This is a genomic window from Aeromonas sp. (assembly GCF_051657805.1).
Classification (GTDB): Bacteria; Pseudomonadota; Gammaproteobacteria; order Enterobacterales; family Aeromonadaceae; genus Aeromonas.
Genome location: NZ_JBOFLJ010000001.1, coordinates 25,688 through 45,695, shown reverse-complemented (window position 1 = coordinate 45,695; position 20,008 = coordinate 25,688). Strand labels below are relative to the sequence as shown.

Here is a 20,008-nt window from a genome sequence, read left to right as displayed (position 1 = left end):
AGTTGCCGGCTTCCGTCATGCGTCACCCGCCTGGATCGGGAACTCCCTGCGCCAGGCCTCGAAGCCGCCATCCAGGCTGTAGACGGCATCATAGCCCTGTTGCAACAGATACTGGGCCGCCCCCTGGCTGCTGTTGCCGTGATAGCACATCACGATCACCGGAGTATCGAAGTCCACCTCATTCATGAAGCGGACCAGGGTGCCATTGGTGAGGTGGAAGGCGCCGACCGCATGGGCCGTCTCGAATGACTGGGGATCGCGAATGTCCACGAGACGGGCCTCACCGGCCTCCAGCTTCTGGTGGGCATCCTGGGCGCTGATATGGGCAAACTGGTCCATTGAGATGTCCTGCAAATAGATGATTGAGGGTCAGTTTACCCCAAGCCGTGGCCGGCGCTAAGCCTCTCCCCACGGGGATCGCAATTTCCTTCAATATCGCACTACTGCGGGTGGTTAGGCTGGGACTCCATCCCTTGTATGAGTGATATCCATGGAAACGAGTCTGTTACTGTCGATGTGTGGCTTTGCCCTGGCCATGTCCATCTCCCCCGGTCCGGTCAATCTGATCGCCCTCGGCGCCGGTGCCCGGCATGGCTTTCGTGCCAGCCTGCGCCACGTGGTGGGGGCCACCCTGGGTTTCATCCTGCTGCTGCTATTGATGGGGCTGGGGCTTGGCGCCCTCTTGTCCCAGTGGCCCATGATGGCCGGAGTCCTGCGCTGGGGCGGCATCCTCTTCCTGGGGCACATGGCCTGGCAGCTGCTGAGGGACGAGGGAGAGCTGGCAGGCGAGCCGGGCAAGCGGCCGGCCTTCTGGTGCGGCGCCCTGATGCAGTGGCTCAACCCCAAGGCCTGGCTGGCGGCCAGCATGGGGATGGGGGCCTATGGCAGTGCGGGGGGAGTGGGTCAGGTGATGGTGTTCACGGCGCTGTATCTGTTGATCTGCCTGGGCTCCATCGCCTGCTGGGCCTATGCGGGCAGCTGCCTGCAGCAGGCGTTGCTGAGACCCAGTCGGCTGCGTTGGTTCAACCGCATCATGGCCCTGTTGCTGCTGCTCAGTGCCGGCTATCTGCTGTCGGCGGATGGTTGAACTGCAACCTGTATTGACCCGGGGTGGCGGCGACCCGCCGTTTGAACTGGCGCTGGAAGTGGGCCTGATCGGCGAAGCCGCTCGCCAGCGCCACCTCGGCCAGGGGTTGTCCCTGCCTGAGCAGGAGGCGGGCGTGGCGCACGCGCCTGTCCAGCAGGTAGGCGTGGGGCGTCATGCCGTAGTGGTGGTTGAAGGCGCGCACGAAGTGGGAGGGGCTGAGGCCGGCGACCGCGCTCAGCTGCTGCAGGCTGAGGGGGCTGGTGCTCTCGTCCTGCATCAGCTCGGCGGCCCGTTGCAGGTGCAGCGGCGGTCTGTCATCCCAGCGGGCCGGAGTCAGCCTGGCCAGCAGCCGGTGGCCAAACATCTGGCAGGCCACCTCCTTGGCCAGCGGGTCCAATCCCTCCACCAGGTGGTGATGCAGCTGCCGCAACCCCAAATACAGCAGGGGATCCCGGCTGGCGGTCATGTCGAATGGGCGAAACTCTGCTCCCAACCCGGCCTCCTGTTGCAGGCCGTGCAGCCAGCGGGTGTCGAGATAGAACATCAGATAGGACCAGGGCTCATCCGCGATGGGGTTGCAGGCATGCACCTCCTCCGGATTCATCAGCACCAGGTGGCCGCTGCCGACTTCCTGCCTGCTGCGCTGGTTGAGGTAGTGGCTGTGGCCGCCGGTGATGGCGCCGATGGAGAAGTGGGGGTGGCTGTGCTTGTCGTAGCAGACCTGACGGCCATCCTGCACCGCCCGGGTCTCGATGAATGGCAGGGCCGGATCGCACCAGAAGTGGTGGCGATCCGGCCCTGAAGGGGCGCGGCTCATCCGGGGTCGGCGACCCTGAGCCGCCGTGGGTTGTCAGCCACCGAGGTAGGCCTGACGCACGGCCGGGTTCGCCAGGAGGGCGGCCCCCGTGTCTTGCAACACCACGCGGCCGTTCTCCAGCACATAACCGCGATCGGCGAGCCGCAGGGCCTGGTTCGCATTCTGTTCCACCAGGAAGATGGTCATCCCCTGATCCCGCAGCTTCAGAATGATGTCGAAGATCTGCTGGATGATGATGGGGGCCAGCCCCAGGGAGGGCTCGTCCAGCAGCAGCAGACGCGGCTTGCTCATCAGGGCGCGGCCGATGGCCAGCATCTGCTGCTCGCCCCCCGACATGGTGCCGGCCCGCTGTTCCAGTCGCTCATGCAGCCGCGGAAACATGGTAAAGACCTGATCCAGCAGCCCATTCTGTTCCTGCTTATCGACGAAGAAGGCCCCCATCAGCAGGTTCTCCTCCACCGTCAGGCGGGCGAAGATGCGGCGCCCCTCCGGCACCACGGCGATATCCTTGCGCATGATGCTGGCGGTGCTGAGGGAGTCTATCTGCTCCCCCTCGAACCAGATGCTGCCACTGCTGGGCTTGGGTTCGCCACAGAGTGTCATCAACAGGGTAGTCTTGCCGGCACCGTTGGCGCCGATCAGGGTGACTATCTCGCCCTCTTTGACTTCGACGCTGACGTCGTGCAGCGCCTGGATCTTGCCGTAATGGGTCGATACGTTGCGAAGTTCTAACATCCTGACTCCTGTCCTAGGATTCGCCCAGATAGGCCTTGATCACGTCCGGGTTGCTGCGGATCTCGTCCGGTTTGCCATGGGCCAGGGGCGTACCCTGGTTGACCACGAAGATGCGGTTGGAGATCTCCATCACCAGCTTCATATCGTGCTCGATGAGCAGTACAGATACCCCGAATTCATCCCGCAGGTTGGAGATGAGCTCGTTGAGCTCGTCGGTCTCCTTGGGGTTGAGGCCGGCGGCCGGTTCGTCCAGCATCAGCAGCTCGGGCCGGGTGGCCATGCAGCGGGCGATCTCGAGGCGACGCTGCTGACCATAGGCCAGGTTGCCGGCGGAGCGGTTCGCGAGCTCCTTGAGACCCACCTTCTCCAGCCAGAAGGCGGACTGCTCCAGCCCCTCTTTCTCGGCGCGGCGGAAGGAGGGGGTCTTGAACAGACCGGCGATGAAGCTGGTATTGAGATGGCGATGCTGGGCAACCAGCAGGTTCTCCACCGCCGTCATCTCCTTGAAGAGGCGAACGTGCTGGAAGGTGCGCACTATGCCCTTGCGGGCGATGAGGTGACCGGGCAGGCCCTGGATCTCCTCACCCCGGTAGCGGATGATGCCGCCGCTCGGCCGATAGAAACCGGTCAGGCAGTTGAAGATGGTGGTCTTGCCCGCGCCGTTGGGACCTATGATGGAGATCACCTCCCCCTTGTCCACGTCCAGCTTGACGCCGTTGACCGCCAGCAGGCCACCGAAACGCATGGAGAGATCAGAGACTTCCAACAACTTCTGATGATCGTTCATTTGCGGATCTCCAGATGGGGGCGGCTCATGGGCAGCAGACCCTGGGGTCGCCAGATCATCATGAATACCATCAGCAGGCCGAACATCAGCATGCGGTACTCGTTGAATTCACGGGCCAGCTCCGGCAGCACCGTCATGACGATGGCGGCCAGCACCACGCCGATCTGGGAGCCCATGCCGCCGAGCACCACGATCGCAAGCACGATGGCGGACTCGATGAAGACGAAGGACTCCGGGCTGATGAAGCCCTGGCGCGAGGCGAAGAAGCTGCCGGCGAACCCCGCGAAGCAGGCGCCTATGGTGAAGGCGGTCAGCTTGATGATGGTGGGGTTGAGGCCCAGGGACTTGCAGGCGATCTCGTCTTCCCGCAGCGCCTCCCAGGCGCGGCCGAGCGGCATGCGCAGCAGGCGGTTGATGACGAACAGGGTGGCGATCACCAGCACCAGCGCCATCAGGTAGAGGAAGATCACCTTGTGGTTGGCGTTGTAGGCGATGCCGAAGAACTCGTGGAAGGTCTCGAAGCCCCCGTCCTTGACGGTGCGGTTGAATTCAAGACCACCGAGCGTCGGCTTGGGAATGCCGGAGATGCCGTTCGGGCCGCCGGTCAGACTGGTCATGTTGTTGAGCAGGATGCGGATGATCTCCCCAAAACCCAAGGTGACGATGGCGAGATAATCCCCTCGCAGCCTGAGTACCGGGAAGCCCAACAGGAAGCCGAAGGTGGCCGCCATCAGGCCGGCGATGGGCAGACACTCCCAGAAGCTGAGGCCGAAGTAGGTGTTGAGCAGGGCATAGCTGTAGGCACCGACCGCGTAGAAACCGACGTAGCCGAGGTCCAGCAGGCCGGCGAGGCCCACCACCACGTTCAGGCCGAGGCCCAGCATGATGTAGATCAGCGCCAGGGTGGCCAGATCGATGGCACCGCGGGAGGCCATGAAGGGCCAGCTCACCGCGAACAGCAGCACCAGCACGGCGGTGAGGTTATAGAGCTTGGGTGCCTCTTCGGGGCTCGGCAGCACCAGCTTGGTGAAGCCGACGGAGAAGCCGCTGATGGAGGCCTGGAACAGCCTGGATATCTGGCCGCGCAGCATCTGGAACCAGAAGACGATGGTGGCGCCCCCCAGCAACCAGGCCAGGGAGACATCGAGGCGGCTCACCACCAGCAGGCGGGAGCCATCGCTCTCGAGCTTGAAACCGAGCAGCCAGAAGGAGAGCACCAGCAGCATCAGGCTGGCGATACAGGCGTGGATAAATTGGCGTTTCATCATACCTTCTCCACTTCCGGGCGACCCAGGATGCCTGTCGGCAGGAAGAGCAGCACGAAGATGAGCAGGGCGAAGGCCATCACATCCTTGTATTCGGTGCTGAGGTAGCCGGCGGTGAGCGCTTCTACCACCCCGAGCAGCAGGCCGCCGATGACGGCGCCCGGGATGCTGCCGATGCCGCCAAGCACGGCCGCGGTGAAGGCCTTCAGCCCGGCCATAAAGCCGAGGTAGGGGTTGATCACGCCGTAATACATCCCGAGCAGCACCCCGGCCACGGCGGCCAGGGTGGCCCCCAGCACGAAGGTGATGGAGATGACCACGTGGGTGTCTATCCCCAGCAGGTTGGCCATCTTGATGTCTTCCGAGCAGGCGCGGCAGGCGCGGCCCATGCGGGAGCGGCTGATGAACTGGGTCAGCGCCAGCATGGTGACGAAGGTCACCACGAAGATGATGAGCTGCATGTAGGAGAGGCTGGCCTGGAAGCCATCCTCGGCGCCGAGGGACCAGCCCCCGGAGATCAGGTTGGGCATGGCGATGTCACGCGAGCCCTGGGCCATCCGCATCATGTTCTGCAGGAATATCGACATGCCGATGGCGGAGATGAGGGGGATGAGGCGGTTGCCGCCCCGCAACGGGCGATAGGCGACCCGCTCTATGGTCCAGCCATAGCTGCCGGTGATGATGATACTGACCAGGAAGGCGCCTCCCAGCAGCAAAAAGGTGCTGTCGATGCCCATCATCATGAGCCCGGCCATCACCATGAAGGCGACATAGGAGCCGATCATGTAGACCTCGCCGTGGGCGAAGTTGATCATGCCGATGATGCCATAGACCATGGTGTAGCCGATGGCGATCAACGCATAGGTGCTGCCTATGGTCAATCCGTTCAGCAACTGCTGAACCAGATAAAGAAGGTGTTCGGACATACTGCGTTCCCTGTACTTGCCCGCAAAGAAAGGAGGGGGTGACGCTTGTCACCCCCGACCGGCAGATTATTTGAGTTGGGTGGAGGTGCCGTCGGCGTGCCACTGGAAGACGCCGAACTCGAAGCCTTTCAGATCACCGTTCGGTGCCCAGCTCAGGGGGCCCATGACGGTGTCGATCGGTGCGGCCTTGATGGCGGCAGCCACGGCAGCGGGGTCGTCTTCACCCGCCTTGGCGATACCGGCAGCCAGGGTCTGCACCGCGGCATAGGTGGTCCAGACGAACGGGCCGGAAGAGTCCTGACCCTTGGCCTTGAACGCTTCAACGACGGGGGCGTTGGCAGGCACCAGGTCGTACTTGTTCGGCAGGGTCACCAGCAGGCCTTCGGAAGCCGGGCCGCCGATGGCGGAGATGTCCTTGTTACCCACGCCTTCCGGACCCATGAACTTGGCCTTCAGACCCTTCTCGCCAGCCTGGCGCAGGATCAGACCCAGCTCCGGGTGGTAGCCGCCGTAGTAGACGAAGTCCACGTTCTCTTTCTGCAGCTTGGCGATCAGGGCGGAGAAGTCCTTGTCACCCGCTGTGATGCCCTCATAGGCAACGACCTTGACGCCGGCCTTGTCCAGAGCGGCCTTCACGCTGGAGGCGATGCCTTCACCGTACTGCTTCTTGTCGTGGATGACGGCCACGCGCTGGGGTTTGACCTGCTCGATGATGTACTTGGCGGCGGTCGGGCCCTGGTCGCTGTCCAGACCTATGGTACGCATGGTCAGCTGGTAGCCGCGCTCGGTGATCTTGGGGTTGGTGGAGGCCGGGGTGATCATCAGCACGCCTTCATCTTCATAGATGTCGGAGGCGGGCAGGGTGTTGTCGGAGCAGAGGTGGCCGACCACGAACTTGACGCCGTCGTTGATCACCTTGTTGGCGATGGCCACGGCCTGCTTGGGATCGCAGGCGTCGTCATAGATGACGGCTTCGATCTGCTTGCCCTTGATACCGCCTGCCTTGTTGATCTGCTCGACCGCCATCTTGCCGCCGGTGAACTGCATGTCACCGTACTGGGCGACCGGGCCGGTCAGGGGGCCGGCGATACCGATCTTGATGGTATCGGCGGCGTTGGCCATGGAAACCGATCCAAACAGAGCCAAAGAAACCGCTGCTCTGACTGCCATTTTGCTGAAGTTATGCATTGATTCGTCCCTTAATCAGTGAATTGTTTCGTTTTATGGGCATCATCCCGAGCCTGTATCCCGCCGGCCCGGTAATAGATAAGGTTCTATCATTCCTCGCCAGGCAATAACAAGATGTTAAAGATACTAACCGGAGCAGGCGGAAGAGGGGTTTTGTGAAACAAATACGCAGTTGGTTATCTATTTTTGGAGTTTAATATTGCCATGGCGGCGTAACATACAGATAACAAATTGTCATGGTGACAATTTTCAGAGTAAAAAACTGACGATATTTCGTTCTGCGTCTGCTCTCATTTTGACCAAAATTCGTTTGCGCAAATAGAAACGACCGCCTAGATTAGCCAACATTGACAATTCGCTGGCAGTGCCCGTTAAAACCAAGCCTTTATTCGGGAAATCTGCTACTGTTCCGCCTTTGTTATTCAGGAGACAGAGATGGCAACTATCAAGGATGTCGCCTCGCGCGCAGGCGTATCCATCTCCACCGTCTCACATGTACTCAATCACACCCGTCGGGTCAGCGAAGATGCGACCCAGAAAGTGCTTGAGGCGGTGGCAGAGCTGAACTACGCGCCCAACTCGGTGGCGCGCAGTCTCAAGATCAATTCGACCAAGACCATAGGCATGCTGGTGACCACCAGTGCCAACCCCTTCTTCGCGGAAGTGGTACAGGGGGTGGAAGCCTACTGCTTCGAGCAGGGTTACAGCCTGATCCTGTGCAACACAGAGAACCAGCCTCCCCGTCAGCAGCACTATCTGCGCATGCTGATGGAGAAGCGGGTGGATGGCCTGCTGGTGCTGGGGACCGACATCGACACCCAGTTCAGGGACATGCTGCGCATCCACAAGAAGGTGCCGCAGGTGGTACTGGATTGGGGCAACGAGTGCGACTTCGCCAACGTGATCAACGACAACGCCCGCATAGGCGCGCGTCTGGCGATGAACCACCTGTTGGAGTTGGGTCACAAGGAGATCGTCTGCATCACCGGCCATCTCGCCAAGCCCACCACCCAACAGCGGCTGGACGGGGTGCGTGACGCCCTGGCCGAGCAGGGGCTGACCCTGAAGGACGAGCAGGTCTTCGAGGGGGATTACGAGAGCCAGAGCGGCTACGATGCCATGCAGCGCATCCTGGCCCTCAAGCCGCGCCCCACCGCCGTCTTTGCCTTCGACGATCCCATGGCCATAGGTGCCATCTGCGCAGCTTGGGAGGCCGGGGTCAAGGTGCCGGACGATATCTCCCTGATCGGCTACGACGACATCGAGATGGCGCGCTTCTCCAGCCCGCCGCTGACCACCATACGCCACCCCAAGGCCGAGCTCGGCCTGCTGGCGGTGCAGCAGCTGGTGAGCCGGATCCGCAACAAGGAGCTGGAGGTGGAATCCATGACGGTCCAGCCCGAGCTGATCGTGCGCCGCTCGGTCAAATCCCTGCGCTGACCTCAGAGTTTCGCAAGCGAAAGTCCAACGAAAGACCCCCTCCGATGTGAGGGGGTCTTTGTTTTTGGGCCGCTCGTATCTGGGGAGCCGTCAGGCCTTGAGTCCGAGCCGGCGGGCGAGCCGGTGCAGGTTGCCGCTGTCGAGATCCAGGGCGCGGGCGGTGGCGGCCCAGTTGCCATCATGAGTCGCCAGGGTGCGCTCGATCAGGGCGAGCTGGAAGGCGTCGGTGGCGGCCCTCAGCCCCAGGCCGGCGGGCAAGGGGGGCTCGGCAAGCGCCACGCCTGGGCTGGTGGACATGGGCAGGGCGCCAGTGCCCAGATTGAAGTGGTGGCTAGCGAGGCTGGGGCTCTGGCTGCCCTGTTCGGCCCGGGCCAGCACGGCGGCGCGGTGGATGGCGTGCTCCAGCTCCCGCACATTGCCCGGCCAGTCATGGCGGCCTAACAGTTGCAACGCCTGGGGCTGGATGCGCAGCCGCTCCAGCCCCAGGCTGACCCGGCAGCGCTCGCAAAAATAACCGGCCAGCAATGGGATGTCGTCGGTGCGTTCGCGCAGGGCCGGGGCCTGGATCGGGAAGACGCTCAGCCTGTGGTAGAGATCGGCCCGGAAGGCGCCATCCACCACAGCCTGCTTCAGATCTCGGTTGGTGGCGGCCAGGATGCGCACGTTCACCTTGAGGGGGGTGTCGTCACCGATGCGCTGCAGGTCGCCGTATTGCAGCACCCGCAGCAGCTTGGCCTGCAGGGGCAGGGAGAGCTCGCCTATCTCATCCAGAAACAAGGTGCCCTTGTCCGCCAGCTCGAACTTGCCGGCTCTGTTGTGGATGGCGCCGGTGAAAGCCCCCTTCACGTGGCCGAACAGCTCGCTCTCCGCCACCGACTCCGGCAGGGCGGCGCAGTTGAGGTAGACCAAAGGCGCGCCGGCGCGCGGCGAGCCGCTATGTACCGCCTTGGCGATCAGCTCCTTGCCGACACCGGTTTCCCCCAGGATCAGCACGTTCAGCTCCGAGCTCGCCACCACGGCTATCTCGTGGCGCAGCCGGGCCATGGCAGGGGAGTTGCCTATCATCTCCGGCTGGCCTGCACCTGCCTGGGCGCCGGGAGCCAGAGGCTCGCTGCTCTGGCGGGCGAGCCGTTCCAGCAAGAGAGCATTGCTGAGGGCGGCGGCGGCCAGGGCTCCCACCAGTCGCAACTCCTCGTCGCTGATGTCGTCGAACTGGGCCGGGTTCATGCCATCTATGGTCAGGGCGCCGATGAGCGCCTGATCCGCGAACAGCGGCAGGCCGACGCAGGCATGTACCTTGAAGTCGTCGTGATCCGGGATCAGGCCGTCATAGGGATCGGGCAACAGGCTGTCGGCGGGGAAGCGCACCACGTCGCCGGCACGGGCGATGGCCTCCATGCGCGGGTGATCCTTGAGCGCGAAGCGGCGCCCCAGCACGTCCTGCATCAGGCCGTCGATGGCCAGCGGGATGAACTGGCCCCGCTCGTAGCGCAGCAGGGCCGAGGCATCCGAGTGCAGCAGGCTGCGCACGCTCTGGATCAGGCGATGGAATCTGTCCTGGTGGGAGATGCCGAGTTGCAGGTCGAGGGCGATGCGCGCCAGGCGGTTGGTGGAGATCACAGAGATTGTCCAAATGACAGTGTGTTTGTGATTTTGACTATAAAGATGGGCTGTCTTAATGACAATGACTGATATAAGTATCCAGTAAAAACAATAAGTTATAAGTTGGCACGTCCGCTGCAATAGCTGGTTCAGTCGAACATACACTATTTCAGCTGAGGAACTGCCGGATGAGCATTCACGTCAAAAACAACATTCACTGGGTCGGCCAACGGGACTGGGAGGTGCGCGACTTTCATGGCACCGAGTACAAGACCCACAAGGGCACCAGCTACAACAGCTACCTTATCCGCGAAGGGAAGAACGTGCTGATCGATACCGTGGATCACAAGTTCAGTCGCGAGTTCGTGCAGAACCTGGCGGCGGAGATCGATCTCGCTTCCATCGACTATGTGGTGATCAACCACGCCGAGGAGGATCACGCCGGCGCCCTGACCGAGCTGATGGCCCGCATCCCAGGCACCCCCATCTACTGCACCCACAACGCCATCGACTCCATCACCGGCCATCATCATCACCCGGAGTGGAACTTCCACCCGGTCAAGACAGGTGACAGCCTGGACATCGGCAACGGCAAGCAGCTGGTATTCATCGAGACCCCCATGCTGCACTGGCCCGACAGCATGATGACCTACATGACCGAGGATGCGGTGCTGTTCTCCAACGACGCCTTCGGTCAGCACTACTGCGACGAGCACCTGTTCAACGACGAGGTGGATCAGACCGAGCTGATGGAGCAGTGCCAGCGTTACTACGCCAACATCCTCACCCCCTTCAGCCCGCTGGTGACCGCCAAGATCAAGGAGGTGCTGGGCTTCAACCTGCCGGTGAGCATGGTGGCCACCTCCCACGGCATCGTCTGGCGCGAGGATCCCACCCAGATCATCCTTAAGTACCTGGAGTGGGCGGATCAGTATCAGGAGGATCGCATCACATTGTTCTACGACTCCATGTCCAACAACACCCGCATGATGGCGGACGCCATCGCCCAGGGCATCCACGAGGTGGATCCTGGGGTGGCGGTGAAGATCTACAACGTGGCCCGCCACGACAAGAACGAGATCCTGACCCAGGTGTTTCGCTCCAAGGGGATTCTGGTGGGCTCCTCCACCATGAACAACGTCATGATGCCCAAGGTGGCGGGCATGCTGGAAGAGATCACCGGCCTGCGCTTCAGGAACAAACGCGCCTCGGCCTTCGGCAGCTACGGCTGGACCGGCGGCGCCGTGGACCGCATCCAGACCCGGCTGATGGACGCGGGCTTCGATATCAGCATCTCCCTCAAGGCCAAGTGGCGCCCGGATGGCTCGGCCCTGGCGGAATGCCGCGAGCATGGCCGCCGGCTCGCCCGCCAGTGGGCGCTGCACCCGCTGGAGGCACCCCGTCCGATCACCACAACGCAGGCGACCGTGATGCCTGCTCCCGTGGCATCTGCTCCTGTGGCAGTTCAGGCGCCGCAAGCCGCCCCTGCCGCCAGCGCGCTGGACGATGACCAGAGCATGCTCTGCACCGTCTGCCAGTGGGTCTATGACCCGGTGCTGGGGGAACCGGATCAGCGGGTGGCGCCGGGCACCCCCTGGGCCCAGGTGCCGGACAGCTTCCTCTGCCCCGGCTGCGGCATCGGCAAGGAGGTGTTCGAACCCTGCGCCGTGGAGGCCTGTGTATGAGCGCCATCCCCATGAGCGACGAGATAGTGGTGATCGGCAGCGGTTTCGCCGCCCAGCAGCTGGTCAAGAGCCTGCGCAAGCTGGATGGCGCGCGGCCCATCCGTCTCATCACCGCCGACGGCGGTGATGAGTACAACAAGCCGGACTTGAGCCATGTGGTGAGCCGGGATTGCAGCGCCGCCGCCATGACCCGTCTTAGCGGCAGCGCGTTTGCCGAGCAGCAGCGGATCGCTCTGCTGCCCCACTGCCCGGTGCTGGCTATCGATCCCGTGCGCCGCACCCTGCTGACCGCACAGGGAACCTTTCCCTACGGCCAGCTGGTGCTGGCGACCGGGGCCAGCGCAGTGCGCCCAGAGATACCGGGAAGCGAGCATCTGGTGACCCTCAACAGCCAGCAGGAGTACGCCGCCGCCGAGGCCAGGATCCGCACCGCCAGCCGTATCCTGGTGCTGGGAGCGGGCCTTATCGGCTGCGAGCTGGCGATGGACATGGCGAGCGCCGGGAAAGAGGTGACGCTGGTGGATCTGGCTCACAGCCCGCTCAGCACACTGCTGCCGACGGCCCTGAGTCAGCCGCTGCAGCAGGCCCTGCGCGAGCAGGGGGTGAACTTGCGACTGGGGCAGGGCGTGGCCGGCATAGCCCCGCAGGATCCGGATCGCCCAAACGATGGCTTGCGGGTCACCCTAAGCGATGGCCTAGTCAGTGCGCAGGATCTGGTGATCGCCGCCGTTGGTCTCAGGCCCAATCTGACCCTGGCCCAGAGCGCCGGGCTCGAGGTGGGCCGCGGCATCCGGGTCGATGACTGCCTGCGAACCAGCGATCCCCATATCTTCGCCCTGGGGGATGGCATCGAGTGGCGGGGGCAACTGCTCCCCTTCCTGCAACCCATAGTGCTGGGGGCCAACGCCTTGGCCAGGACTCTGCTCGGCACGCCGACCGCGTTGACCCTGCCCCCCATGCTGGTGAAGGTGAAGACGCCGCGCTACCCGTTGCAACTGGCGGGCCGCACCCGGGGGGAGGATCTAGCCTGGCAGTGCCGCTGGAACCGCGCCGGCATGGTGGCCGAGGCCCGCGGCGCCGATGGCGAGCTGTGCGGCTTCGTGGTAGGGGGAGATCAGATGAGCGCCGCCTTCCCCCTGCTGCGCCAGTTGCCCCGTTGATTTATTGATTGAGGCCGGGCTGACCCGGTCCTCTGAGGAGAAAACTTATGTCCATGAAACTTATTCCGTCTCACTGGGTGGTGCGTCGCTCTACCCCTTTCTTCACCCGTGACAATGTGCCAGCGGCCCTTTTGAGCCACCACAACACGGCGGCCGGGGTGTTCGGTCAGCTCTGCGTGATGGAGGGAACCGTCACCTATCACGGCTTCGCCGACGAGCAGGCCGAGCAGCCGGAGATAAGCCTGGTGATCCGGGCCGGGGAGTTTGCCACCAGCCCGCCCCAGTACTGGCACAGGGTCGAACTGTCGGAGGATGCCCGCTTCAACATCCACTTCTGGGCCGAGCATACCGAGTCGGACCAGCCGCTGTTCAATAGCCGAAAAGCATAGGGTTCAACAGCCGCAAATAACAGGGGCCAACAGAAGGGCTGAGGGGGGAGCGGGCAAATGCTCCCTCTGCCCATGCAGATCAAAATCATCAACTCAGATGTTGGTTATCCTACCCCCTCGATTCGGATGAGCGCTGTGAGGGAAGCATGAGCCTGTTGGAAGCCCTGACCATGACCTCGGGTCTGGTCTATCTGGTCCTGTTGTTGTGGCAGGGTCGCCACGGTTGGGGCTGGACTCTCTCTCTGGTGTTGGCCGCCGCGCTCTGGCTGCTGGTGGCGGATTCGGTGCTCTGGCTCGCGCTGGGGCTGGTGGCCACGACGCTCGCGCTGTGGCAGCGCTATCGCCCCCTGCCCGTACTGGCCCGCATAGGCAGTCAGCGCCTCAGAACGGTCACCAGGCAGCTGTTGCTGCTCTGCTGGGGGCTGGTGACGGTGCAGTACGGAGTCCATATCTGGCAGCTGTGGCAGGGGGAGACCCCCTGGCTGATGCGTCCTGACGTGGTGGACGGCTTCCTGCCCATCGCCGGCGGGCTCGGGCTGCGGGCCTGGCTCGGGCAGGGGCTGGTGGATCAGCACCATCCGGCGGCGACCATCACTGTACTGGTGCTCTGCCTGTCGGCCCTGCTGCTGGGGCGGGCCTTCTGTGCCTGGTTCTGCCCCCTCGGGCTGATGGGGGAGTGGCTGCACGGCCTACGCGCACGCCTGCTGCCGGGGGAGTGGACGCCGCCGCGCTGGCTGGATCTCGTCCTGCGTGGCCAGAAGTTTCTGGTGCTCGGCTTTTTGCTGTTTATCGTGCTGATCGCGGTGCCGAGCGCCGCCCTGCCCGGCTACTTCGCCAGCCCCTACCATCAGGCGGCGGACATGAAGATGGGGGCCTTCTTCTTCAACCTGACCCTGATCTCCGGCCTGTGTCTGGGCTGGGTGCTGCTGCTCACCGTCGCCTTCCGGCAGGGCTTCTGCCGCTATCTCTGCCCCTATGGCGCCTGGCTGGCCCTGCTCGGCCTGTTCACCCCCTTGCGCATTCGGCGCGATCCGGAGCGTTGCCTGCGAAGCGCCGGCCACGACTGCGACAAGTGTAGCCGGGCCTGCCCGTCCCGCATCCGGGTGCATCAGCTGATTTCGGTACGCAGCCTCGAGTGCACCAGCTGCCTGAGTTGCGTCGCCGCCTGCCCCAAGCGTGCCGATGCGCTGCACCTCGGCAGTCGTCGTCATCGGCTCGGCGCTCCTTGGCTGCTGGCCCTGCTCTGCCTGTTGTTGCTGGTGCTGCCGCTGCTCTCCTATGGCCTGCTGGATATCTGGGTCAGCCAGACGCCCCTGGCCGATCGCCACTGGCTGCTGCAGCGCCTGCCCTGGCTAAACCATTGAGAGCTTATTTGCCGGGAAATATTGAGTCTTTATGGGCTAAATGGCGTTAACGGCGAGATGGGTGATATATCGTTATCCCCGATAAAACTGTTAGCGCCATCCCAATTTGCTCATCTGGCAATTGCGAATGAATAAAGGCCACCCATAATGACTCCTGTTAATTCGGCGTTATTCAATCACCAGATGAGCAATAACATGGCTACCCTGATCGCTTCCCCCAAGTGGTTTACCCTGGATCACAAGATCGCCTTCTTCTTCCCGCTGTAATGCCTCTGCGGCGGTGGGTTTATTGCTGACAATAAATCCGGCCTGCCCGAACCCTCAATCGAAATAATCTGCACCCCTGCTCGCCTTATTAATTGGCGAGGCGCTGGCGTGCACCCGATCTCATGCCGTTATTGCCGCTCACCATTAATTTAGGCGGAGGCTGAGACTCATCCTGAATATTTAAAGTTGGATATCCATACCATGGAAAACTTCAAGCATCTCCCCGAGCCGTTCCGTATTCGTGTCATCGAGCCGGTCAAGCGCACCACCCGCGCCTACCGGGAGGAGGCCATCGTGCGGGCGGGCATGAACCCCTTCCTGCTGGACAGCGAGGATGTGTTTATCGATCTGCTGACCGACAGCGGCACCGGCGCCATCACCCAGAACATGCAGGCCGCCATGCTGCGCGGCGACGAGGCCTACAGCGGCAGCCGCAGCTACTACGCATTGCAGCAGGCGGTGCAGGAGATCTTCGGCTATGCGCTCACCATCCCCACCCACCAGGGGCGCGGCGCCGAGCAGATCTACATTCCCGTGCTCATCAAGAAGCGGGAGCAGGAGAAGGGGCTGGATCGCAACAAGATGGTGGCCCTCTCCAACTACTTCTTCGACACCACCCAGGGTCACACCCAGATCAACTGCTGCGTGGCGAAGAACGTCTACACCAAGGAGGCGTTCGATACCTCGGTCACCGCCGACTTCAAGGGCAACTTCGATCTGCTGAAACTGGAGGAGGCGATCCTGGAGGCGGGTCCGGCCAACGTGCCCTACATCGTCAGCACCATCACCTGCAACTCCGCCGGTGGCCAGCCGGTCTCCATCGCCAACCTGAAGGCGGTGTATGAGATTGCCCAGAAATACGACATCCCCGTCATCATGGACTCGGCCCGCTTCGCCGAGAACGCCTACTTCATCCAGCAGCGCGAGCCCGGCTACGCGAGCTGGTCCATAGAGGCGATCACCATGGAGTCTTACAAGTACGCGGACGGCCTCGCCATGTCAGCCAAGAAGGACGCCATGGTGCAGATGGGCGGCCTGCTCTGCTTCAAGGACGACAGCATGCTGGACGTCTACACAGAGTGCCGCACCCTGTGCGTGGTGCAGGAGGGCTTCCCGACTTACGGCGGTCTGGAGGGGGGCGCCATGGAGCGGCTCGCGGTCGGCCTGCGCGACGGCATGCGTCAGGACTGGCTGGCCTATCGCATCGGTCAGGTGCAGTACCTGGTGGATGGCCTCGAGGCCATCGGCGTGGTGTGCCAGCAGGCCGGCGGCCACGCCGCCTTCGTGGATGCGGGCAAGTTGCTGCCCCACATCCCGGCGGATCAGTTCCCGGCCCATGCCCTGGCGTGCGAGCTCTACAAGGTGGCCGGCATCCGTGCGGTGGAGATAGGCTCCCTGCTGCTGGGGCGCGATCCTGCCACCGGCAAGCAGCATCCCTGCCCGGCCGAGTTGCTGCGCCTCACCATACCCCGCGCCACCTACACCCAAACCCATATGGACTTCGTCATAGAGGCGTTCGGCGAGGTGAAGAAGAACGCGAAAAACGTGAAGGGGCTCGATTTCATCTATGAGCCGGCTGTGCTGCGCCACTTCACCGCCCGATTGAAAGAGGTGGAGCCCGGGGCGCCGACCGTCAGCAAGCAGAAAGGCAAGCTGATAGAGGCATGACAAAGGCGAGTGGCGGGGAGGACCATGCTGCCTCCCTCCATTTTGCAGATGCTGGAGCAAGATATTTGGCATTAAGGCAGCGATTTATTTCGTAAAACGTAAACAAGGCCACTGCTTATGCTGCCCAATACCGGCCCTGAATAGAGGGTCGAAGACCTATCGGATGTCATGGTGAAAAACGGCGTCCTCGGGCGCCGTTTTTTATGGCTGCACGGATGGGCGGCGCACAAATTGGGCCAGCATGATCCCCATGGCAGCCAGCACCGCCAGGGAGGAGGCGGCGAGGAAGGGATCGACCCGCTCCGGGGGCAGCAGCTGGCCGTAGAGCAGATAGAGCCCGGCCGTCATCACCGCCGCCCCCAGCTGATGCAGGTAGAACTGGATCTGCGCCAGTCGCCCGCTCGGGCTGCCGAGCCACAGCCGGTGGCAGAGGGCATAGCTGAACGACACCACGAACCCCACCAGCATGATGTGGGCGTGAGTCACAAACTGGCCGTGATCCTTGGAGGCGGCCATATAGATGCCGAGCACCATGCCAAGCAGGGCATAGCAGAGGGCGCTGATGACGAACTTCCTGTCCATGGGATGGCTCCTTGCCGTGAAAACCGGCTTGAGTATAGTGCGCCGGACGGGCAGCCCCTCGCCATGAGCTCGCCATCCACTGAGGCGCCGTCAGACAGATTTCAGCAGCAACCGGATCGTCAGAAAGTAACCAGATGTCGCCAAAACCGGCCCTGGATCCCCCCATTGAGCCTGCGGATTTGATACCCGAGGGCATGCAGGGTAAAGTCACACCCCCAAAATGGCGGCCTGGCTGCCATTTTGGGATCGGTAGCTAGCCTCAGCCACGTCTTGCCTCGCTGACGCAGCATCAAGCGGCTGGGCACCGATAGTACAGATGAGCGCGATCTTACGATGACAACCGGCGTAGCAGATGCAACGGTCCGCGGTCGCGACCAGATCAACAATCGTCTTTGGGGAAGTAAATGGAACATAAACCATCTTTGGTGGGCGGGGCATGCATCATTGCCGGCGTCTGTGTAGGAGCCGGTATGCTGGGGCTGCCCAGTGCGGGCGCGGGCGCCTGGACGCTCTGGTCCATGCTCGCGGTGGCGCTGACCATGGTGGTGATGACAGTCTCCGGCTGGATGCTGCTGGAGTCCTACAAGGGCTATCCCCTGCGCGTCTCCTTCGATACCGTGACCCGGGATCTACTGGGGGAAAAGGTCAACGCCATCAACAATTTAAGCGTCTACTTCGTCGGCGGCATATTGCTCTATGCCTACATCACCTCGGCCGGCCTCATCATAGAGGGCATGACGGGGCTCGGCAGCCACTGGGGATCCGTGCTGTTTACCCTGGCCTTCTCCGGCCTGGTGTGGCACTCCACCCGGGCGGTGGACCGCATCTCCGTGCTGCTGGTGATCCTGATGGGGCTGAGCTTCGCCTTCGGCATCTCCGGTATGTCCATGAACATCCGCCTGGATCTGCTGCTCGACAAGGTCGGCAGCGAGCACAGCTACGCCCCCTATGCCCTGGTGATGCTGCCGGTGGCGCTCACCTCGTTTGGCTATCACCACTCAGTGTCGTCCATGCGTGCCTATTACGGCGAGGAGCGCCGCGCCAGCCGCGCCATCCTGGGCGGCACCGTCATCGCGCTCACCTTCTACCTCATCTGGCTGGTCAGCGTGTTCGGCAACCTGCCGCGCAGCGCGTTTGGCCCCGTGATCGCGCAAGACGGCAATGTGGATGCCCTGCTCACGGCGCTGGGATCGGTCATCGAATCCAAGGCGGTGGCGAGTGCCCTCAACGCCTTCTCCATGGCGGCCATCCTCTCCTCTTTCATCGGGGTCGGGCTCGGGGTATTCGACTACCTGGCGGACCTGTTCAAGTTCGATAACAGCCATCGCGGCCGCAGCAAGTCCTGGGCCGTAACCTTCCTGCCGCCCCTGCTGCTCTCGTTGTTGTTCCCGTTCGGTTTCCTGGCCGCCATCGGCTACGCCGGCGCCGTGGCCACCCTCTGGACCTGTATCATTCCGCCTCTGCTGGCCTGGAAGGTGCGCGCCGCCAAGGGTGGCAAGGGTGAGGGCTTCCACGCTCCAGGCGGGGTGCTGATGATCGCCCTGGTGATCCTGTTCGGGGTGCTGACCGCCGCCTTCCACCTGCTCAACATGGCGGGTCTGCTGCCGGCCTATCTGGGCTAGTCTTCCTACCTGCTATCGACAAGGCGCCCGAGTGGCGCCTTGTTTTTTGAGCCGTTCCGGAGGGGCTATAGTCAGACAGATGACGCCTGCGGCCCACCGCATGCCTCAGGACTGCGACCCCTGGCGCCACCTTCCGATCACCCGTCCCCCACCAGACAGCTGCTGCCCGGCAGCACGGCCGCCATGGTAGTCAGGCCGTGCGTGATCCAACCAACCGGGAGACAGACGTTATGTGCAAGCACATGTCCACCCTTGGCGCATTTGCGGCCATCAGCCTGGCCGCTCTGGTGCAGGCCGAAGAGATGGCCAAGGCACCGGCGATGACGGACGAGGCGATGATCACCAGCGCCATGGCGGCGGCCCCCGCCAGGGTCGGTGCCGGTGCCACCATCGTCGCCATGAGCGCCGATGGCAAGATGCGAACCCTGCGGGAAGGCAAGAACGGCTTTACCTGCATGCCCGACAACCCGGCCACGCCGGGGCCGGATCCCATGTGCATGGATGCGGCGGCGATGGTCTGGGCGCACGCCTGGATCGGCCATCAGACCCCGCCCAAGGGCAAGATCGGCTTCATATACATGCTCAAGGGCGGCACCGACGCCAACAACACCGACCCCTATGCCACTCAGCCCGCCACCGGCAATCAGTGGTTGCAGACCGGGCCCCACGTGATGATCGTCGGGGCGGATGATGCGTTCTACGACATGTATCCAAAGAGTGCGGATCCGGACACCTCGGTTCCCTATATCATGTGGCCGGGAACCCCCTATCAGCACCTGATGGCGCCGGTGGAGTAGGGGGTTTTGTGCGATAAGGTCGGTGCGGCTCGCCGCTGCCGATCATCAAAAGGCGCCCGTCGGCGCCTTTTGTGTTGGCGGTTCCCTCGTCTGAGGCCGAGCTTGCTGCCGGCGACGCTCGCCGCGGGCAGGAGGCATAGACTAAGACGCTTCGCTCGCCATCGAAGCGTCCCTTCCTGCCTTCCCCTATGCTGCAGGCTGTTATCGCAAAGGAGAGACAGGGATGTACGATATTCATCTGATATTGCCGGACACCCCGGGTGCGCTTGGACAGTTCGGTGTCTTGATGGGCCGAGCGGGCGTCAGCCTGGAAGGGGGTGGCATGTTCCTCGCCGGGGGTGACGGCCATGCCCACTTCCTGGTGGAGGATGGGGAGCGCGCCGCCCAGGCCGCCAGAGAGGCCGGGCTGGAGGTGGTCGCGGTGCGAGAGGTACTGGTGCGCCGTTTGAAGCAGGAGGTGCCCGGCCAGCTGGGGGCCATCTGCACCGCGCTGGGGGATGCCTCGGTCAACATCATCACCCTGTACAGCGATCATGCCAATCAGCTGATCTTGGTGACGGACGACATGGACAAGGCCAGGGCGGTCACCGCCGACTGGCAATAAGAGGGGCAACAGGATGGGAAGTG

General features: G+C 63.0%; 20 protein-coding genes. 11 read left to right on the top strand and 9 right to left on the bottom strand.

The features are described from left to right. Window positions 1-15 precede the first annotated feature (15 nt). On the bottom strand, window positions 16-339 hold the full coding sequence (glpE, locus tag ACRCYW_RS00240) for a thiosulfate sulfurtransferase GlpE (RefSeq protein WP_005330007.1): 324 nt from the start codon (window positions 337-339) through the stop codon (window positions 16-18). A 151-nt stretch (window positions 340-490) separates the two neighbouring features. On the opposite strand from glpE, the gene ACRCYW_RS00235 reads away from it, so the two are divergent. Beyond that, on the top strand, window positions 491-1,087 hold the full coding sequence (locus ACRCYW_RS00235) for a LysE family translocator (RefSeq protein WP_438548201.1): 597 nt from the start codon (window positions 491-493) through the stop codon (window positions 1,085-1,087). Here the strand turns inward: ACRCYW_RS00235 and ACRCYW_RS00230 are convergent. The 6 genes from ACRCYW_RS00230 to ACRCYW_RS00205 all read right to left on the bottom strand — a co-directional run bounded on the left by ACRCYW_RS00230 (window position 1,053) and on the right by ACRCYW_RS00205 (window position 6,805). Beyond that, window positions 1,053-1,904: a helix-turn-helix domain-containing protein gene (locus ACRCYW_RS00230; protein ID WP_438548200.1), complete on the bottom strand. Its 852-nt coding sequence runs from the start codon at window positions 1,902-1,904 to the stop codon at window positions 1,053-1,055. The two genes, ACRCYW_RS00235 and ACRCYW_RS00230, sit on opposite strands and share 35 nt — an antisense overlap. 33 nt (window positions 1,905-1,937) lie before the next feature. Further along, on the bottom strand, window positions 1,938-2,639 hold the full coding sequence (locus ACRCYW_RS00225) for an ABC transporter ATP-binding protein (RefSeq protein WP_438548199.1): 702 nt from the start codon (window positions 2,637-2,639) through the stop codon (window positions 1,938-1,940). A 13-nt stretch (window positions 2,640-2,652) separates the two neighbouring features. Further along, complete coding sequence (livG, locus tag ACRCYW_RS00220; RefSeq protein ID WP_438548198.1) at window positions 2,653-3,426, bottom strand: high-affinity branched-chain amino acid ABC transporter ATP-binding protein LivG; 774 nt, start codon at window positions 3,424-3,426, stop codon at window positions 2,653-2,655. Then, window positions 3,423-4,691, bottom strand: a complete 1,269-nt coding sequence (locus tag ACRCYW_RS00215) for a high-affinity branched-chain amino acid ABC transporter permease LivM (RefSeq protein WP_438548225.1) — start codon at window positions 4,689-4,691, stop codon at window positions 3,423-3,425. Before ACRCYW_RS00215 ends, livG begins: the two co-directional genes overlap by 4 nt. Next, window positions 4,691-5,617, bottom strand: coding sequence for a high-affinity branched-chain amino acid ABC transporter permease LivH (livH, locus tag ACRCYW_RS00210; RefSeq protein WP_438548197.1), 927 nt, complete (start codon window positions 5,615-5,617; stop codon window positions 4,691-4,693). Before livH ends, ACRCYW_RS00215 begins: the two co-directional genes overlap by 1 nt. A 66-nt stretch (window positions 5,618-5,683) precedes the next feature. Continuing rightward, window positions 5,684-6,805 carry a branched-chain amino acid ABC transporter substrate-binding protein gene (locus tag ACRCYW_RS00205; protein WP_438548196.1) on the bottom strand — a complete coding sequence of 374 codons (1,122 nt, stop codon included), beginning with the start codon at window positions 6,803-6,805 and terminating at the stop codon, window positions 5,684-5,686. A 435-nt stretch (window positions 6,806-7,240) separates the two neighbouring features. Here ACRCYW_RS00205 and ACRCYW_RS00200 point away from each other — a divergent pair, with 435 nt between their 5' ends. Further along, window positions 7,241-8,245, top strand: a complete 1,005-nt coding sequence (locus ACRCYW_RS00200; RefSeq protein ID WP_438548195.1) for a substrate-binding domain-containing protein — start codon at window positions 7,241-7,243, stop codon at window positions 8,243-8,245. A gap of 90 nt (window positions 8,246-8,335) precedes the next feature. On the opposite strand, the gene norR is transcribed toward ACRCYW_RS00200, so the two are convergent. Beyond that, window positions 8,336-9,865: a nitric oxide reductase transcriptional regulator NorR gene (gene norR, locus ACRCYW_RS00195; protein ID WP_438548194.1), complete on the bottom strand. Its 1,530-nt coding sequence runs from the start codon at window positions 9,863-9,865 to the stop codon at window positions 8,336-8,338. Between the two features lie 170 nt (window positions 9,866-10,035). Between norR and norV the strand changes: the two genes are divergently transcribed. From norV to tnaA, 6 genes are all read left to right on the top strand, one after another. Continuing rightward, window positions 10,036-11,532 carry an anaerobic nitric oxide reductase flavorubredoxin gene (norV, locus tag ACRCYW_RS00190; protein WP_438548193.1) on the top strand — a complete coding sequence of 499 codons (1,497 nt, stop codon included), beginning with the start codon at window positions 10,036-10,038 and terminating at the stop codon, window positions 11,530-11,532. Then, a complete protein-coding gene (gene norW, locus ACRCYW_RS00185) occupies window positions 11,529-12,692 on the top strand; it encodes an NADH:flavorubredoxin reductase NorW (protein WP_438548192.1) in 1,164 nt (387 codons plus the stop codon). Before norV ends, norW begins: the two co-directional genes overlap by 4 nt. 47 nt (window positions 12,693-12,739) lie before the next feature. Continuing rightward, window positions 12,740-13,081, top strand: coding sequence for a DUF1971 domain-containing protein (locus ACRCYW_RS00180; RefSeq protein WP_438548191.1), 342 nt, complete (start codon window positions 12,740-12,742; stop codon window positions 13,079-13,081). Window positions 13,082-13,227: 146 nt separating this feature from the next. Next, window positions 13,228-14,445, top strand: a complete 1,218-nt coding sequence (locus ACRCYW_RS00175; RefSeq protein ID WP_438548190.1) for a 4Fe-4S binding protein — start codon at window positions 13,228-13,230, stop codon at window positions 14,443-14,445. Between the two features lie 147 nt (window positions 14,446-14,592). Next, complete coding sequence (gene tnaC, locus ACRCYW_RS00170; RefSeq protein ID WP_100860866.1) at window positions 14,593-14,712, top strand: tryptophanase leader peptide; 120 nt, start codon at window positions 14,593-14,595, stop codon at window positions 14,710-14,712. A 201-nt stretch (window positions 14,713-14,913) separates the two neighbouring features. Next, window positions 14,914-16,380, top strand: coding sequence for a tryptophanase (gene tnaA / locus ACRCYW_RS00165; protein WP_438548189.1), 1,467 nt, complete (start codon window positions 14,914-14,916; stop codon window positions 16,378-16,380). Window positions 16,381-16,581: 201 nt separating this feature from the next. Here tnaA and ACRCYW_RS00160 read toward each other — a convergent pair whose 3' ends face one another. Further along, window positions 16,582-16,962, bottom strand: coding sequence for a TonB-dependent receptor (locus ACRCYW_RS00160; protein ID WP_438548188.1), 381 nt, complete (start codon window positions 16,960-16,962; stop codon window positions 16,582-16,584). A gap of 404 nt (window positions 16,963-17,366) precedes the next feature. On the opposite strand from ACRCYW_RS00160, the gene ACRCYW_RS00155 reads away from it, so the two are divergent. From ACRCYW_RS00155 to ACRCYW_RS00145, 3 genes are all read left to right on the top strand, one after another. Next, window positions 17,367-18,584 (top strand): aromatic amino acid transporter, encoded by a 1,218-nt coding sequence (locus tag ACRCYW_RS00155; RefSeq protein WP_438548187.1) that lies wholly within the window; start codon window positions 17,367-17,369, stop codon window positions 18,582-18,584. Between the two features lie 230 nt (window positions 18,585-18,814). Then, window positions 18,815-19,381 carry a hypothetical protein gene (locus ACRCYW_RS00150; RefSeq protein WP_438548186.1) on the top strand — a complete coding sequence of 189 codons (567 nt, stop codon included), beginning with the start codon at window positions 18,815-18,817 and terminating at the stop codon, window positions 19,379-19,381. Between the two features lie 223 nt (window positions 19,382-19,604). Further along, window positions 19,605-19,985 (top strand): hypothetical protein, encoded by a 381-nt coding sequence (locus ACRCYW_RS00145; RefSeq protein ID WP_438548185.1) that lies wholly within the window; start codon window positions 19,605-19,607, stop codon window positions 19,983-19,985. The last annotated feature ends 23 nt before the right edge of the window (window positions 19,986-20,008 follow it).

Excerpts from the sequence above, each read along its gene's own strand:
- glpE (WP_005330007.1), bottom strand. The coding sequence starts at position 339 with ATGGACCAGTTTGCCCATATCAGCGCCCAGGATGCCCACCAGAAGCTG.
- ACRCYW_RS00235 (WP_438548201.1), top strand. The coding sequence starts at position 491 with ATGGAAACGAGTCTGTTACTGTCGATGTGTGGCTTTGCCCTGGCCATG.
- ACRCYW_RS00230 (WP_438548200.1), bottom strand. The coding sequence starts at position 1,904 with ATGAGCCGCGCCCCTTCAGGGCCGGATCGCCACCACTTCTGGTGCGAT.
- ACRCYW_RS00225 (WP_438548199.1), bottom strand. The coding sequence starts at position 2,639 with ATGTTAGAACTTCGCAACGTATCGACCCATTACGGCAAGATCCAGGCG.
- livG (WP_438548198.1), bottom strand. The coding sequence starts at position 3,426 with ATGAACGATCATCAGAAGTTGTTGGAAGTCTCTGATCTCTCCATGCGT.
- ACRCYW_RS00215 (WP_438548225.1), bottom strand. The coding sequence starts at position 4,691 with ATGAAACGCCAATTTATCCACGCCTGTATCGCCAGCCTGATGCTGCTG.
- livH (WP_438548197.1), bottom strand. The coding sequence starts at position 5,617 with ATGTCCGAACACCTTCTTTATCTGGTTCAGCAGTTGCTGAACGGATTG.
- ACRCYW_RS00205 (WP_438548196.1), bottom strand. The coding sequence starts at position 6,805 with ATGCATAACTTCAGCAAAATGGCAGTCAGAGCAGCGGTTTCTTTGGCT.
- ACRCYW_RS00200 (WP_438548195.1), top strand. The coding sequence starts at position 7,241 with ATGGCAACTATCAAGGATGTCGCCTCGCGCGCAGGCGTATCCATCTCC.
- norV (WP_438548193.1), top strand. The coding sequence starts at position 10,036 with ATGAGCATTCACGTCAAAAACAACATTCACTGGGTCGGCCAACGGGAC.
- norW (WP_438548192.1), top strand. The coding sequence starts at position 11,529 with ATGAGCGCCATCCCCATGAGCGACGAGATAGTGGTGATCGGCAGCGGT.
- ACRCYW_RS00180 (WP_438548191.1), top strand. The coding sequence starts at position 12,740 with ATGTCCATGAAACTTATTCCGTCTCACTGGGTGGTGCGTCGCTCTACC.
- ACRCYW_RS00175 (WP_438548190.1), top strand. The coding sequence starts at position 13,228 with ATGAGCCTGTTGGAAGCCCTGACCATGACCTCGGGTCTGGTCTATCTG.
- tnaC (WP_100860866.1), top strand. The coding sequence starts at position 14,593 with ATGACTCCTGTTAATTCGGCGTTATTCAATCACCAGATGAGCAATAAC.
- tnaA (WP_438548189.1), top strand. The coding sequence starts at position 14,914 with ATGGAAAACTTCAAGCATCTCCCCGAGCCGTTCCGTATTCGTGTCATC.
- ACRCYW_RS00160 (WP_438548188.1), bottom strand. The coding sequence starts at position 16,962 with ATGGACAGGAAGTTCGTCATCAGCGCCCTCTGCTATGCCCTGCTTGGC.
- ACRCYW_RS00155 (WP_438548187.1), top strand. The coding sequence starts at position 17,367 with ATGGAACATAAACCATCTTTGGTGGGCGGGGCATGCATCATTGCCGGC.
- ACRCYW_RS00150 (WP_438548186.1), top strand. The coding sequence starts at position 18,815 with ATGTGCAAGCACATGTCCACCCTTGGCGCATTTGCGGCCATCAGCCTG.
- ACRCYW_RS00145 (WP_438548185.1), top strand. The coding sequence starts at position 19,605 with ATGTACGATATTCATCTGATATTGCCGGACACCCCGGGTGCGCTTGGA.